We start from the raw sequence: 15852 nt of genomic DNA, 5'->3' as shown, positions 1-15852 counted from the left end.
GATTACTCTTCTGTTTTACCAGCCTTTTCTTCTTTCAATTCCGCTATAAAATATGCATTTTTCAATTTTTCATACTTTTTGCCATCATCATCTATACCGCGTAAATATTCACGCAATACACCTTCAATATGATAATCCCAAAGCTGTTGGAAATCACCATCATAGTTTTTCAACTTCAAGAAATATGCCGGTCCAACATCATAAGCAGAAGAAAGTCCTTCTGTTGTTTCAATCGCCTTATTCAGCGATTGCATGCGTTTAATCGCTTCTTCCGCATTTTCCCCAAGACCTTTTTCTGTATCAGTAAGCATTTCAATGCGATCATCAGCCTTTATCTCTTTAAAAGCAAATCTACGATGCATGGCAAAATCCATACTTTCTACACTACGGTCAATATCATTCATTGTACCAATGATATAGACATTTTCGGGGACAAAGAAACCCTTTGCGAAGACTTCATCTTCATCCACTAAATTTTGATACTGTGTTTTGATTCGTCCTTTTTCACCTCGATATCCGGGATCAATTGAGAAAAACAATTCTCCAAAAATCTTAGATATTTCACCTCGATTAATTTCATCAATAATGAAAACATATTTTTTCAAATCAACTTTTATTTTTTCATCTTGATTATTTTTATCATCTAGGCTCTTTAACTGCTGATATAATGCAAAAATGTATGAATCCTCTTGAAGTCGTCTTTTCCTAGAAAAGAATTCTCGAACATCTTTCCCTTTGATGATTTCTTTGTCAGAAAGCAACAACTGCTTTAGTTCAGATATTTTTAGGTTCAATTCATTTGACTTTTCATTTGCGGGAACAGAAACTTCAATAAAATTCTCCGTCAGATTTTCTACATAAAATTTATTTCCTGTCGCAATTTCAAATTCTTTTTTTGAATCAACGGCTTCATTTAAAAACGTCTCTATTCTCTCATCTACACTTTTTTCTCTTTGTAATTCATTAGACGTCTTTTTGCTATCAACCCAATTTTTTTCAGCCTGTTCACAGAAATTTTTAAACACACCTTTTTTTAACTCAAAGCCACTAACTTTATCTTCATGATTTTTTGCAGGTCTCAGGCCCTCCACAAAATCGGTATAATCATACGATTGATGAAACTGAACAAAACCAATTTCATCATCCCCACATCCCATGGCCTTAGCAATTTTCTTTGCAAGATATGTTTTACCAGTTCCTGGAGCACCATGAAGAATGATGTTGTGATTCGCCTTTAACAAATTTACATAAGAAGAGCAATCATCTATAACGGTGATTCCTAAAACTTTTTTAGCAAATCCAATCAAATTCTGTTCCTTACAAAGATGCATTGTTCCTAGATACTTTCCATATGCGGTCCCCTCATAATCCTTATACTCCGGCAATTTAATCCATTCAACATCACATTTATACCAATTAGGTTCTTCCGTCTGCCACATATCAGACATAACCAATCCAACAGCCTTTACCTTTAGAAGAGGTATCGAATGATTTGGTCCTTTTGTAGTCGTTGATTTGGCAATTAGAACATCCCCTTTTTTTACAGATTTTATCGAAGTCATGATAGCAGAACTATTAACCTGTCCACCTTCCCAATAGGAGTCGGCAACAAAATCGTCAATCATGTCTTTTTTATTAAAGAATGTTCCCGTCAGCCAATAATTTGTTTCTGGCAAAATTTCTTTTTTTACAAATATTTCATACCCACGCGCTTTAAAATAATTCTTCGCCTCAACGCCATTATAATCACTAGTGTCTATAGCAGCACCATCCTTAAGATGTCTGGCAACAGCAACAACATATTTAGGCGGATACTTTTTTCCATTGACGATCAAGTCATACGCCTTGCTTCCGTAGCCAGGCGGAACTCCATTTTCATCAATATACAGCAACGCCTGATTAATATTTTCTCGAGATAATTCGGGAATAGCCATTTAAAACTCCTGCAATTTCATACACCACGAAATATACCCATTTTTCTAGCCAAGGGCTATAAACAAAGCAACATTTTTTACTTCCACGCATATCCTACTTAATCATATTTTTCCAACTTCTTAACATAATTTCATCAAATGTCACAATATGACATTACAATTTATTAAAATAATTCAAAAACGTTTTAGTCCACCTTTTCAGCATGTAGGTGGTCGGAGGTAAAATGAATAAGCAGAAAACATCATCCACAAAAGTATCTTACGTTGCAGAAAAGTCTTATTTTTCCTTGATAGACGAAGCCTTGATCAAATCGCGAATTCACACCATTCGCGGAGTCAAGGTGATGCTCGATGCCGATTTGGCCGAGATTTATGGGGACACAACCAAGGCATTCAATCAGCAAGTCAAAAATAATATCGAAGAATTCGCCGAAGATTTTCGCTTTCAGTTAAACAATGACAAACTTGCAGAATTATCGAGATCAAAATTTTTGACCACGATACAGGTTAAGGGTATAAAAGGCGGGCGTGTTTACGCTCCCTACGCATTCACTGAACAAGGTTTTTCTTAGAAGATGCTTCAAATCCCCATTTGCCCATTTTTCAACTTTTTTAGAAATTTTCCGACTTATCGCAAATGACAGGAGATTCCCGATCAAGTCGGGAATGACAATCAGTGTATTTTACCAAATTGCAGCTCCTTTGGAGCGGTTTGGACAACTTCGATCTCATGCGGCGGCATCTCGGTCACAAAATCAAGTTAACTTGATTTTGCAACACTCGATTTGCACGCATTTAGTACGGCTCAGCCATGACAAATCAACAAGTTGCTTTGACGTCTACGACGTCAGTGGCTACGGCTCGCAAATGCAAAAACAAGTTTTTGCGCATTCTCGCCTTGCACACTTTTGCCGCGGCATTCGCCTTTGGCGCTCTTCGAGCGCTTTTGGCTGGGCTCAAAAATGGTTTTGCAAGCAAACCCACTTCACTCGCCCTACGCAAAATTTCTAAATTTGGCGCATTATGGAAATGGAAACACGTTACAACCCGAAAATTGTAGAAGACCGTTGGCACGACCAATGGAACAAGAATAATGATTTTGCCCCGAGCGGAAAGGGTGAACCGTTCTCCGTCGTCATTCCGCCTCCGAACGTTACGGGTGCTTTGCACCTCGGCCACGCTCTGAACGACACGCTGCAGGACATTCTCGTCCGCTATCGCCGTAAGACTGGCCGCGACACGCTCTGGATTCCGGGCACGGACCACGCCGGCATTGCCACGCAGGCTGTCGTCGAAAAGAGACTTTTCCAGGACGAACACAAGACACGCCACGACATTGGCCGCGACGCCCTCGTGGAACGCATTTGGAAGTGGAAGGACGAATACGAAGCCCGCATCACGAAGCAGCTCAAGAGCCTCGGCGTCAGCTGCGACTGGAGCCGTCAGCGCTTCACGCTCGACCCGGTTTGCGCAAAGGCTGTCCGCCACGCATTCTTCAACCTTTTCAAGAAGGGTCTTATCTACCGCGGCAAGCGTCTCGTGAACTGGGACACCAAGCTCCAGACGGCTGTGGCAGACGATGAAATTTATTACGAAACTGTGAAGGGTCACTTCTGGACATTCAAGTATCCTCTCGCCGACGGTTCGGGCTTTATCCCGGTTTCGACGACTCGTCCGGAAACGATCATGGGCGATACGGCTCTCGCTGTGCACCCGAACGACGAACGCTACAAGCAGTTCATCGGCAAGATGCTCAAGGTTCCGTTCGTGAACCGCGAAATTCCGGTGATTGCAGACGCTATCCTCGTCGACATGGAATTCGGTACGGGTTCCGTGAAGGTGACTCCGGCACATGACCCGAACGACTACGCTACGGGCCTCCGCCACAAGCTCCCGATGATCAACATCATGAACGACGACGGCAGCCTCAACGAAAACGCCGGTCCATTCCAGGGCATGAAGGGTCAGGCCGCACGCGACGCCGTGGTGAAGGGTCTCGAAGATCTCGGCCTCCTCATCAAGGTCGAAGACCACGAAATGCAGGTGGGTCACTCCGACCGTTCCAAGACTGTGATTGAACCGTACTTGAGCGACCAGTGGTTCGTGAAGATGGACGTTCTCGCCGACAACGCGATGAAGGCTGTCACGAGCGGCGAAATCAAAATCATTCCGGAACGCTATGCAAACAAGTACCTCGACTGGCTCAAGGAAAAGCGCGACTGGTGCATCAGCCGTCAGCTCTGGTGGGGCCACCGCATTCCTATTTGGCACGCCGACGAAACGACGACCGAAGAGGACTTGAGCAAGGCTTTCGCAGGCCGTAACGACATTTACTATTACAAGGCACAGAACGGCATCTGGCTCATCTGCTCCGAAGAAGAAAACCTCTCCGAAGATGCAGTTGCCGGTCACAAGATTGTGCAGGAAGAAGACGTGCTCGACACGTGGTTCTCCAGTGGTCTCTGGCCGCACTCCACGATGGGCTGGCCGGAACAGACGGACACGCTCAAGAAGTACTATCCGACTTCTGTGCTTGTGACGAGCCGCGACATCATTACGCTCTGGGTCGCCCGCATGGTGCTCTTCAGCCAGGAAAACATGGGTACGGTTCCGTTCCACACGGTGTACATCCACCCGAAGATTTTGGACGGCAATGGCATGACCATGAGCAAGTCCAAGGGCAATGGCGTGGACCCGATGGATATCGAAAAGAAGTACGGCACGGACGCACTCCGTTTCGTGATGGCAAGCCTCTGCACCGACAACCAGGACGTTCGTCTCCCGGTGAAGAAGGAAAAGCAGGAAGATGGTTCTGTCATCAACACGAGCGAAAAGTTCGAAATTGGTCGTAATTTCTCGAACAAGCTCTGGAACGCTTGCCGCTTCTTGTTCCCGCACTTGGAACAGGCTGGCGCACTTTCCAAGGATATGCTCCCGATGGATTCTTCGATCTTCGCTCTCGAAGACCGCTGGATTCTCTCTCGCTTGAACTCCACCATCCAGGACGCAACGAAGATGCTCGAAGAGTTCCACTTTGCTGAACTCGCCGGCTTCCTCTACCGCTTTGTCTGGGACGATGTCTGCTCTAGCTACTTGGAAATCAAGAAGGCCGTGATCAACAGCGAAACGCTCACCGCCGAAAAGAAGAACGCTATGGCAATCCTCAGCCACGTGCTCCGCGGCGTGATTGACCTGTTGCATCCGGTAATGCCGTTCATCACAGAAGAACTGAACGCAACGCTCTTCCCGGGTTCTGAACGCGTGATCAACAGCGCTTGGCCGAAGGCCGACGCAAGCCTCATCGACGCCAAGATCGAAGCCGCTTTCAACCAGGCATTCGCTGTCGTGGAAAGCGTGCGTGGCGTGCGCGGTCGCTACAACGTAAGCCCGGCTACCAAGCTCAAGGCTGTCGTGAGCGTCGATACCGCCGAAACCGAAGCAAGCGTGAAGGACTGCCAGGCCATCATCACCGAACTCGGTGGACTTGAATCGTTCTCTGTGGCCGTGAAGGCTGCAAAGCCGAAGTTCAGCGCAAGCTCCGTGGTGCCGGGTGGCGAGCTCTACATTCCGCTCGAAGGTATCCTTGACCCGGCTGCAGAAATCGCACGCCTCGAAAAGGAAATCGAAAAGGCCAAGGCATTCGCCGCTTCTATCGAACGCAAGTTGTCGAATGAAAAGTTCGTCAATGGAGCTCCGGAAGCTGTCGTGAACGCCGAACGCACCAAGCTCGCAACGCAAAGAGAAATTATCGCCAAGGACGAAGCAGCCCTGAAGGATCTGCGATAATTTCTCAGCAAGACAAATGCGTAGGCCGAGAGTCGCGTGTAAATTCATTTGCACATGACCGAGGCCAGCATTTGGCACTTGAGCGAAGCAAAAGTGCCCATCATTGCCAAAAACGAAGCGGCATTGAAGGAACTGAAGTAGTTCACGTCGTTGCGTGGTTCCGCAAGGAACCGCGGCAATCCATTTCAAAGCAGGCACTCCGCATGGAGCGCCTGTTTTTTTTGCACCCCTCCACCCCTTCATCCATGCATTCCGTATTATAAAAGCTCCGGACGTATTATATAGACAAAATAATTTTCCTGAAGCAAAAACACTTCACTTTTCCGCCCCAAATTACATATATTATCTAAATGTTGTTGGAGGATAGTTATGCATCACACGAAAAAAATTCTCAAACTGTATGTATTAGCAGTCATCGCTGCATCCGTAACTTTTGTCGCTTGCAGTGACTCCGATACGGTCGCCCCACCGCCCTCATTTGAATCAAGTTCATCCAGTAGCGACATTTTTGCATCTTCCAGTTCCGATGCTATAGCAGGTTCTTCTAGCAACATTACGGTTTCGTCAAGCAGCGAATCTCTCTCTAGTTCGCAGATTCCACAATCATGTTCTACGCAATCGAGCTCTAGCGCGCAATCGCCCGCCACACAGTCCAAAGAGGCAATTTGCGGCGACATGTGGTGCGCACGCAGAGACAGAGAATCACGAGTCAACACCGGTTTCGATGCAGGTTTCGAGACATCCGGTTATTGGTTTGAAAGAACCGACGAAGGATATCAAGGCGACGGCTCCACAATCACTTGGAATGGCTTTACCAGACTAGACTGCGACTGGTCAGAAGAATGCTTTACGCGAATGATAAACCAGTACGGCGCTATTAGCGTTACACAAACACTCAAAAAGCGAGACAATGTCAGCAATTTATACGCAGGCATCGGATTTAACATTGCTGGCATTGACGACCTAGATAAGCTTTATTCCGCTGATGTTTCCGACATAGATGGCATTTGTGTCGTTTACACATCCGATTCGGACATTTCGCTCGAAATGCACATTGACGAAAATTCGAACACGTTTCTCGAACCCGATTTTCCTCGCGTAACGCTCCCGCCTGCAACCTCCCCTGTCATGAAAGAATTCACTTGGAAAGATTTCAAACAAGATGGCACAGGCAATATGAAAATCACCGGCGTAGATGCGGCCAAGAACCTCGTCTCGCTAATGTTTATGCTAAGGGGCAACCAAGACAAATCCAACCAATTGAACATCATGTCTATCGGTCGCTACGGAAGTTGCAGAACTTTACCAAATGTAGATTCCGTCGCACAACTATCTATAAACCCATTCCAAACTTGGCACGGTTCTAGAGATTTCGAAATCAAAACCGGTTACGATAACGGGAGTAAAACATCAGGTATATGGTTCAGCATTTTCGATGACCAGCAAAATGGCGCCTCATCAATAACCTGGCCGTTAGACCCGCCTTATGACAACTTCAGCGAGGACTCCTTTGACAGTTGGAGAATGGAGCTTATAGAAGAATGTAAGGGTATTTGCGCGGAATACAATCTTGATAAATTCCAATTCCCCGATGAAAAAGACCCATTTGCAGGAATAGGCATCATTATAGCGGGAGAAGCAACCGACCCAGCAAGCAACAAAGCTTACCTGACAACAGTAAATGCAACAAACATGGGCGGGGTTTGCGTTTCGTACACATCCGACAATGACATGTATATACAAATGGGACTCGGCGATAAAAAAGACGAAGAACTGAATTACGCATTGCCAATCGTTTCGGTTCCTGCAAGCAAAGAAGTCAACACGGTGTACGTGAAATGGTCGCAATTCCAGCAGCCATCATGGTACGATGGAGACAAAAAGATTTCTGGAACCGAAGCAGCCAAATCACTTGCCGCAGTTCATTTTCTAGCACACGGCAAATCCGGTTCTGCAGGCAAATTCAACATCATGTCTATCGGCCCGTACAACAGAGGCTATTGCTATCCGTAATATACAACCATTCATCTGAAAAAAAGCCGATCCCGTCAGCAAACGGGGTCGGTTTTATTTTTTCATAATAGTGATTTAGTATATTGCGGATGATATGAGTTCCATCAAAAGAATACTATGCCTTTTATTCGTAATTGCGTTGACCGCACCCTTAACAGGTTGCGTAACAATGCTTGCAATCATGCTTACCGATCACGAGCAAACTATAACGATTGAAGCATCCGATGGCGAAAAATACGATTTTTACGTAAACGAAGGCATTGTATGTTCTTTCACGGATAAATGCACATTCAAGCATAATCTGGACCACAGATGCAATTTGATGGTCATCTCTGCAAGGCGAGATTCTGTAATTTATGGTTCAAAAGAATATGGCTATAGAGAAGTTCCATTCATTCTTTCGGTTCTTGACAAAGACAACGACGAAAAATACAAGAAATGTCCAGAATCCTTCTTAGAAGCCGATGTAATTGTGCCTATCAACGAATACCTTAGCGCACGAGATAAGAGAATCCAAAGCAAAAAGAACGCCGCACGATGGGATATCTCGCCATTTGCCTCTAGCTCAAGCAGCAAGAAAACATTTAGTTCAAGCAGCCAACAGCCAAGCAATTACACCAACGACGATAACGTTTCGGATTACGAAAAGTACAAAAAACAGACCTCACGTCATTAGTATTGTAATATTTTTAACACAAAAATATAATAATCGTATTTTATACACCCTACATGTGTATTATAAAGCACTTTTATCAAAATTTTGTATTATATGAAACAAAGTGTAGTATAATAAAGAAGCGCAAATTTCATACAAAATAATCATACAAACTAACAGCCTATAACACTCATGTTCTAGGTTATATATATTCTTTGCATCAGACGATCAAACAGGAGGATAATCTGATGAAAAGAGCCAAAAAATTCCCTAAAGCTTCGATTTTGGGCGTAGCCGCAGTTTCAACGCTGTTCACGGCATGCGATCTCATCAACGACCTCATTCCGGCAGACCCCAATCCAGGCGATCCGCACGTACAGATAAGTTCATCCAGTCATTTTGTACCGGCATCATCCAGCGCCATTTTGCCGACATCTTCTTTCAACCAGCCATCCGCATTCCAAACCTGGCGCGGACCAGATGGTTATCAAAGAATCGAAACAGGCCATAGCACCGACACAGAAACCGCCGGTTACTGGTATTCATTCGCTGACGATGTCGATGGCGGAATGTCCAGAGTCGTTTGGCCGGTTCCTGAAGGAGACGAATACGATTCCGGTTCATTGCAGCCCATTGTCGATTACTGTAAGGGCCTTTGCGGTACAGCATCGTTGAACAAAGGAACAATGACATACAATCCATTTGCCGGTGTAGCCTTCAACTTAGCCGGTGAAGACTCCAGAGGCAATATCGTCGCTGCAGATGTTTCTGACATGGACGGTGTCTGCATATCGTACGCATCAGAAACCACCATGACAATCGAAATGATTTTCGATGATGCAACAAACAGTCGAATCGGCTATGCAAATCCGGCCGTAACAATACCGAAGAGTCTTGCAGGCACGACAAAGACCTACTCTTGGTCAAACTTCAAGCAGCCCAGCTGGTACAAAGGCGACTATAAGATTTCTGGCACAGAAGGCGCAAAGAGACTCGTTGCACTCCGCTTCAAGCTTCAAGCTTCTATGGGCGATTACCGATTCAACATTACGGAAATCGGCAAGAATGGAGCTTGCACAGGCGTTCCGGCCAATCTCGATATTATTGGCCCTGTAGATCCAATTGTCATCGACCCACCTGATACAATTCCGCCGGGACCTGCTCCGGAAAACAACTTTGAAACATGGTTCGGATATCAAGGTTACGCACAAATAAACACCGGATACGACAATGGCTCATTGACTTCGGGTTATTGGTTTAGCTATGGCGATGACGTTGATGGCGGACAATCCCGCATCGTTTGGCCAGTTCCCCAGGGTAACGAATACAGCGATGACGCACTGGATCCCATCATTGAGCATTGCAATGGTCTTTGCGGAACAGCTGTTCTCGACAAGGGCGTCCTGACTTACAATCCGTATGTAGGTGTAGGCTTTAACTTGGCCGGTGAAACCAAAAACGGTGAAGCCGATATCGTCGACGCATCTTCTATTGGCGGCATCTGCATCTCCTACACGTCCACCGCAGCCCCGACTCTCGAAATGGGCCTTGGCGAAGCCTTGGACGCAGCAATTGGTTACGCACAACCTGCGGTAGCACTCCCCAAGAGCACCACGGGCGTTACGAAGTTTATTCCGTGGTCAAACTTCAAGCAGCCGTCTTGGTACAAGGGTGATTTGCAACTGACCGGTGAACAAGCCGCCAAGCATCTTGCAAATATCAAATTCAGAATTCAGGCTCATCCGGGTCAATACGACTTCAACATCCAAGCCGTCGGTCCGTTCAATGGCGGAACATGCGCACCAAACGCTAATGTTCTTCCGTAACAAAATTCATAGATAGCTCCTTATGTAGAAAAAAAAATCCGGCCTCGCATGAGGTCGGATTTTCAATTTCAATCAAACGCGCGGGAACACCCGCGGCATCCCGATTCGCGGATTATTCCTTATCCTTTTCCTTGTCGTGGCAATGGCACGGGCAATGATAGCAGTCACCCGTTTCGGCGTAGTCCTTGCCAGTCCAGCAGTAAGTGCAAAGGTCTTCTTCCGGGAGGCCGATAGCCTGGATCAAGTCGTCAATGCGCTGGAAAGCAAGCGACGTGAGGTTCAGCTTCTTGCGGATGTATTCGACCATGTCCTTGTACGGCTGGCCATTCGGATCGGTATACTTGTCCAAATCAGCATTTTCGCCTTCCTGGTCGCGAATGTAACGGCGCGTGATGAGGTCGTATTCATTCTTGGAGCGAGAGAAGTTGATGAACTTGCACGGATAAACGAGCGGCGGGCAAGCGATACGCATGTGCGTTTCCTTGCAACCCATCGAATAAAGTTTCTGGGCTTGCTTACCGAGCTGCGTTCCGCGAACGATGGAGTCATCGCAGAAAACGAGGCGACGGTCCTTGATGAGACCCGGAATCGGGATGAGCTTCATCGAGGCGACATGTTCACGCTGGCGCTGGTCCTGCGGCATAAAGGAACGTGCCCAAGTCGGAGTGTACTTCACGAACGGGCGAGCAAACTTGATACCAGCTTCATGAGCATAGCCCAAAGCGTGAGACGTGCCGGAATCCGGAATACCGCAAGCGGCATCGGCTTCAGTCGGGGTGCGCTTCGCAAGAGCAGAACCGCAACGATAGCGAGTCATTTCAACATTACGTCCTTCGTAGCTCGATGCCGGGTAACCGTAATACACCCAGAGGAACGAACAAATTGCCATCTTCTTGCGCGGCGGAACAAGCACCGTTTCGCCATCCGGCGTGAGCTCAACCACTTCGCCCGGACCAAGATCACGAACGTATTCGTAACCAAGGTTCGGGAGTGCACAGCTTTCTTGCAAGGCAATCATAGCGCCATCCTTCTTACCAAGGATGATTGCTGTACGGCCCCACTTGTCGCGGCACGCATAAAAACGCCCCGCGCTATCCATAATCAGCACGGAGCAACTTCCCTTTACCTTATCCTGAACGTACTTGAGACCGTCAATAATTGAATCCTGCGTAGCGATAAGCGCTGAAACAACTTCGGTCGGACCGACCATGCCACTCGTCGTTGAGAACTGGAGCTGCATGCAGTTGTTGCGGAAAAGTTCGTTCTTAATATCTTCGATGTTCGTGATGAGGCCAACAGTCACAATCGCGAATGTTCCCAGCTTGGAGGTCATGACGAGCGGCTGCGGGTCCGTGTCAGAGATGACGCCTAAGCCAACCTTGCCGGAAAAATGTGTTAAATCGTGTTCAAACTTACTGCGGAACGGAGTGTTCTGGATGTTGTGAATCGAGCGATGGAAAACACCATCCGATTTCAAAACAGCCATACCGCCGCGGTGAGTGCCAAGGTGAGAATGGTAGTCGGTTCCGTAAAAGAGATCGCAAACGCAATCTTCTTTGGAAATAACACCACAAAAGCCGCCCATATAAGACTCCTGGATAGAAAAGGATTTTCCACACACAAAAATAGAAATCTTGCGCCGTATGCAAAGACTAAACCTGAAAATTTTTTATTTCAACCGCCAGGCAACCCCCATAAATGCCCATATTTTTTGCTTACGAAAATGTGGGTTTTACAAATCCCTCGATTTCGGGCCGTATTCAATTGAACCGTCGTGGCGGATGATGAGGTAGTTACAATACTTATAATATTTTGAGCGCCATTCTTTACAACGGTCTTCTGAGACTAGAGAATGATTGCACAGAAAATCTTCAATATATGATAAAATTCCTTTAGAAGTTTTTGGATCCTCGTATTGTTTCAAGCTAGCGTAACTGGCAATTTCATTTTGAGAAACATCTAATATATTTTCTTTTTTTAAATTCCATTTTTTGGGAAAGAAAACGTCCCCATTATCCCCCAACAAAAATTTAGGAAATCCACAACGTACAACTCTAGAACAAAAATCTGGAGTTTTACAAAATGCTAACGCACCAATATATTTACTAGACATTCCTATTTTATTCCAAATATTTTCGATAGGTTCCCAACCATAATCCTGAACATATATATCTTTTTGATTGTTTATCACTGCAATATTTTCATAAACTAATGATTGACCAGGCTCTTTTTTCTCAGCACGCTCCCTAGCATTTCTTTCCAACCATTTTTCGAAAGATGGATTTTTATGGATCGTAGCCACCATTTTCTTAAAAGATTCTACTACATCTATTGGAGATTCCCTAAACGAGCTATCCGCAAATGCCATATAGAATCTAAAAATTATACTTTCAAGCGGTATTTTAGCTTTAGGCGTTACATCAAAAGTAAAACTTTTCCCGATATCTTCACAAAGACCATCTAACCGTCTATCTGTTCTTACTTTTTCAATATCAAAAAAATTTTCAAAATCCTTAAATTTCGGATCAAGCCGAGCACAAGCTATATTATCATGAATGCCTAAACAAGTCTTAACCCTCACACCCGCACAAGAACGACCACGCTGAGGGACTTTACAAGCATAAACATCCAAAACAAGTAATAAGCAAACAACAAAACTAATTTTATTTATCATCAAAACCACCCACGTCAAATATTACCACCATTCCGATCTCGGCCCGATTTCTACAGTCCCATCGTTGCGGATGATAATGTAATTGAAGAAATGATTTTTCCATTGAGACATTTCCGCCTGACGTTTGTAGCCTCTAACAAAAGGCCTATCATCTTCTATATTGAAAAAATTTTCACCTTCCGACACCCAAGCATTAGTCACAAGGACATCACCACTATCGCTCAAAGCAAATTCATAATAGCGGTCTCCATATTGCAGCGAACTCACATATTCACCCCTCATCCCCACATCTTTCCAAGCAGAATCTCTTGGAATAGGATGGAAGAAGCCCAAAGAATCATGATTAACCAAAGTAAGCTCTGTGTAATTCATCAAATTATTTTTATAACGCAGCCATTTTTCAAAAGACGGATTTTTACGAATCGCAATCAAAGTTCTTAAGAAAAGCTTGACCGATTCAATCGGATCATCATAAAACTTTTCATACTTCTCAAGATGGAAAACGAGCTCCTTAAAAGGAGTTTCCCCTTTCATTGTAACTGAAACAGCAAAAGCTGTATCGACAAACGAAAGGCTAGCTACCGATTTAATATTAAAGAAATCTTCAAAACGCTTAAATCTAGGATCCTCACGGAATGTTTCAAGAATCGTCTCATTGCCAACATCATCAAGCTCTTGGCGAAGGCTGTCTAAAACCTTGTAATAAGCAGCAAATGGAGTTGCGTTTTCTCGATAAAGCTTAGGCATTTTTTCATATCGAGTTTTTTTATCATAATCCTGAAAATCAAAATATCCATAAAGAAGATTATTGCCATAATAACGTTTCCAAAACAAAGAATCTCGAATCAACGAAACACGCCCTTTATCGACAACAAATTCATAAAGCTTGCTTTCTCCACACGCAAAACCTATTGTATCACTGACAAAATCAGCAAATAACGGTTCGCCTTTTTGCTGTTTGAAGGTACGTTTTTCAGCAGACGTATTCAAAACAATTTCTTGCGGAGGAATACTTACCGAAACAATTCTAGGGTCTTCTCCTGTTTTTTTAGGAAACCCCTTCGGAACTTCAATCGAACGCGAATACGATTTTACAAGCACACTATCCAAGTAAAGCAAAGAATCATGGATACTCCAAAAAGCCGAATAACCACCACCATTTTCTGGTTTATAATACATATACATCGGAGCATCGAAGAACATTCCAGCATCATTAACCGTAGGCCTAAACGGCCATTCCGCGTAATGCCTGGCGATATATTCATTAAGCGGATACGTCAAAATGCGGCATTGAACACCATTGAAATAGAAATGGTCCGTTCCGCCTTCAATATAAGCTCGTTTCGGAATGGTCCCAAATATAGCGCAAGCGGCACTTGCAAGAGCCACAACAATAAGCAATAATCTTTTCATCATCAAAACCATCCTCGTCAAAACTTACATATCCCCTGATTTCGGGCCGTATTCGATTGTACCGTCGTGACGGATGATAAGGTAGTCGCAAAACAAAGCATTCTTGTTAGATTCCGTTATCTTGAAATCAATACGAGAATCACGGCACCGTTTCATGCCAGCAACAACATATTTTCCAAATCTTTTATAAAGCAAATTATTTTCATCAATAGGGATATCAAAAAACAACACATCCTTCGAGATTTCTGCCCAAGTCACAAGGGCGTCCCCATTATCGCTTAAAATAAATTCATACTGATGAGTACCCCAATTAAAAAAGCTTAACGTTCCAACATACTCGCCCTTCATGCCAACTTCTTTCCAAATAATGTCTTTATCAATTGGTTCCCAAAGAACTAATACAGAATCACTTTTTTCAAGGTAAACATGATAATAATTCATTAGAGGTATTTTATACCGCAACCATTTCTCGAACGCAGGATTTTTCTGCATGACCATAACCGTTCTTAAAAATAATTTGACCGATTCAATAGGATTTTCATCATGTTTTAATCCCATAAGAATTTCTTTAAAAGGAGTATTTCCTTTAGGCGAGACATAGAAAGAACGATCGTCATCACGAGCATATAAAGGATGACCATGATCCAAATCTACTGCATTTATATTAAATAATTTTTCAAACCATTTAAACCTCGGATCTACACGAAATTGTTCAAGTTTCTCTTCACTATTCCTCACATCTAACGCGATACGAAGGCTATCCAAAATTTTATAGTAGTTTTCAAAAGGAGACGAAAACTCGCGATAGGGCTTGGGAATAGGATTTTCATCACTCTTTTTAGAATGAGGTTTTTCTCCATATAACAATTCTTTAGGCAACGAAATAACTTTACCTTCTCTCACAACACTTTTATAAATGTGAGACCATCCACAATTAAATTCAATCGTATCACTGACAAAATTCGCAAATAATGGTTCACTCTTTTGAATTTTTACAGTTCGTTTTTCGGCTGATGTATTCAATACAATTTCTTGCGGAGGAATATTTACCGAAACAATTCTATTGTCTTTTTTCTTTGAATAGTAAAAATTGCGAACAAGAGGCACTGTATGCGACTTGGAATTTATGGTCACGCTATACAAATAAAGCGACGAATCTCGAATGCTCCAATAAGCTAAATAGCCACCTCCATCTTTTGGAATATAATACGTGTACAAAGGAGGATTTCCGTACATAGGGCGAGCACTCGACGGTCTAAACGGCCACTCCGCATAATGTTTAGCAATAAACTCATTAAGTGGAAAATTTAAAACACCACACTCTTTCCCGTTAAAATAAATATGGTCCGTTCCACCTTCAGCGTTTGCTCGCTCAGGAATTTCATTAGCAAGCACCGCGAAAACAAACGCAACAACCAAGAAACAGATTTTCTTTATCATATGAATAAATTACAAAAAAAGGAGATGCCCGCACAAGGCGGGCATGACAAAACCGTATATGATAATCCCAGAATGGTTCGACAGGCTCACCAACCTTAATCCGGGATGACA

9 protein-coding genes and 1 pseudogene are annotated in these 15852 nt (G+C 44.1%); 5 read left to right on the top strand and 5 right to left on the bottom strand.

Annotated features, from left to right (window positions below; genetic code table 11):
* Window positions 1-2: 2 nt before the first annotated feature.
* Window positions 3-1934, bottom strand: a complete 1932-nt coding sequence (locus BUQ91_RS00950) for an McrB family protein (RefSeq protein WP_074207817.1) — start codon at window positions 1932-1934, stop codon at window positions 3-5.
* 224 nt (window positions 1935-2158) lie between these two features.
* Here BUQ91_RS00950 and BUQ91_RS00945 point away from each other — a divergent pair.
* The 5 genes and pseudogenes from BUQ91_RS00945 to BUQ91_RS00920 form a co-directional block, all read left to right on the top strand.
* A pseudogene (locus BUQ91_RS00945) lies at window positions 2159-2497 on the top strand (ORF6N domain-containing protein); the annotation flags it as partial.
* A gap of 460 nt (window positions 2498-2957) precedes the next feature.
* Window positions 2958-5720 carry a valine--tRNA ligase gene (locus tag BUQ91_RS00935; protein WP_074207814.1) on the top strand — a complete coding sequence of 921 codons (2763 nt, stop codon included), beginning with the start codon at window positions 2958-2960 and terminating at the stop codon, window positions 5718-5720.
* Window positions 5721-6089: 369 nt separating this feature from the next.
* The gene (locus tag BUQ91_RS00930) at window positions 6090-7733 is read left to right on the top strand and encodes a hypothetical protein (protein WP_074207813.1); all 1644 of its coding nucleotides are present in this window, start codon (window positions 6090-6092) and stop codon (window positions 7731-7733) included.
* A 169-nt stretch (window positions 7734-7902) separates the two neighbouring features.
* Window positions 7903-8409 carry a hypothetical protein gene (locus tag BUQ91_RS00925; RefSeq protein ID WP_074207812.1) on the top strand — a complete coding sequence of 169 codons (507 nt, stop codon included), beginning with the start codon at window positions 7903-7905 and terminating at the stop codon, window positions 8407-8409.
* A gap of 227 nt (window positions 8410-8636) precedes the next feature.
* Window positions 8637-10214: a hypothetical protein gene (locus BUQ91_RS00920; RefSeq protein WP_074207811.1), complete on the top strand. Its 1578-nt coding sequence runs from the start codon at window positions 8637-8639 to the stop codon at window positions 10212-10214.
* Window positions 10215-10326: 112 nt separating this feature from the next.
* Here BUQ91_RS00920 and BUQ91_RS00915 read toward each other — a convergent pair whose 3' ends face one another.
* From BUQ91_RS00915 to BUQ91_RS00900, 4 genes are all read right to left on the bottom strand, one after another.
* Window positions 10327-11799 (bottom strand): amidophosphoribosyltransferase, encoded by a 1473-nt coding sequence (locus BUQ91_RS00915; RefSeq protein WP_074207810.1) that lies wholly within the window; start codon window positions 11797-11799, stop codon window positions 10327-10329.
* A gap of 147 nt (window positions 11800-11946) precedes the next feature.
* Window positions 11947-12888, bottom strand: coding sequence for a hypothetical protein (locus tag BUQ91_RS00910; protein ID WP_074207809.1), 942 nt, complete (start codon window positions 12886-12888; stop codon window positions 11947-11949).
* Between the two features lie 21 nt (window positions 12889-12909).
* Window positions 12910-14304, bottom strand: a complete 1395-nt coding sequence (locus BUQ91_RS00905) for a hypothetical protein (protein WP_139299662.1) — start codon at window positions 14302-14304, stop codon at window positions 12910-12912.
* A gap of 21 nt (window positions 14305-14325) precedes the next feature.
* A complete protein-coding gene (locus tag BUQ91_RS00900) occupies window positions 14326-15741 on the bottom strand; it encodes a hypothetical protein (protein ID WP_074207807.1) in 1416 nt (471 codons plus the stop codon).
* Window positions 15742-15852: the final 111 nt, after the last annotated feature.

It is taken from the genome of Fibrobacter sp. UWB11 (genome assembly GCF_900143015.1).
GTDB lineage: Bacteria > Fibrobacterota > Fibrobacteria > Fibrobacterales > Fibrobacteraceae > Fibrobacter.
The sequence above is the reverse complement of the archived record's forward strand: the minus strand, read 5'-3'. Positions and strand labels throughout refer to the sequence as shown.

Excerpts from the sequence above, each read along its gene's own strand:
- BUQ91_RS00950 (WP_074207817.1), bottom strand. The coding sequence starts at position 1,934 with ATGGCTATTCCCGAATTATCTCGAGAAAATATTAATCAGGCGTTGCTG.
- BUQ91_RS00905 (WP_139299662.1), bottom strand. The coding sequence starts at position 14,304 with ATGATGAAAAGATTATTGCTTATTGTTGTGGCTCTTGCAAGTGCCGCT.
- BUQ91_RS00900 (WP_074207807.1), bottom strand. The coding sequence starts at position 15,741 with ATGATAAAGAAAATCTGTTTCTTGGTTGTTGCGTTTGTTTTCGCGGTG.
- BUQ91_RS00925 (WP_074207812.1), top strand. The coding sequence starts at position 7,903 with ATGCTTGCAATCATGCTTACCGATCACGAGCAAACTATAACGATTGAA.
- BUQ91_RS00920 (WP_074207811.1), top strand. The coding sequence starts at position 8,637 with ATGAAAAGAGCCAAAAAATTCCCTAAAGCTTCGATTTTGGGCGTAGCC.
- BUQ91_RS00915 (WP_074207810.1), bottom strand. The coding sequence starts at position 11,799 with ATGGGCGGCTTTTGTGGTGTTATTTCCAAAGAAGATTGCGTTTGCGAT.
- BUQ91_RS00935 (WP_074207814.1), top strand. The coding sequence starts at position 2,958 with ATGGAAATGGAAACACGTTACAACCCGAAAATTGTAGAAGACCGTTGG.
- BUQ91_RS00910 (WP_074207809.1), bottom strand. The coding sequence starts at position 12,888 with ATGATAAATAAAATTAGTTTTGTTGTTTGCTTATTACTTGTTTTGGAT.
- BUQ91_RS00930 (WP_074207813.1), top strand. The coding sequence starts at position 6,090 with ATGCATCACACGAAAAAAATTCTCAAACTGTATGTATTAGCAGTCATC.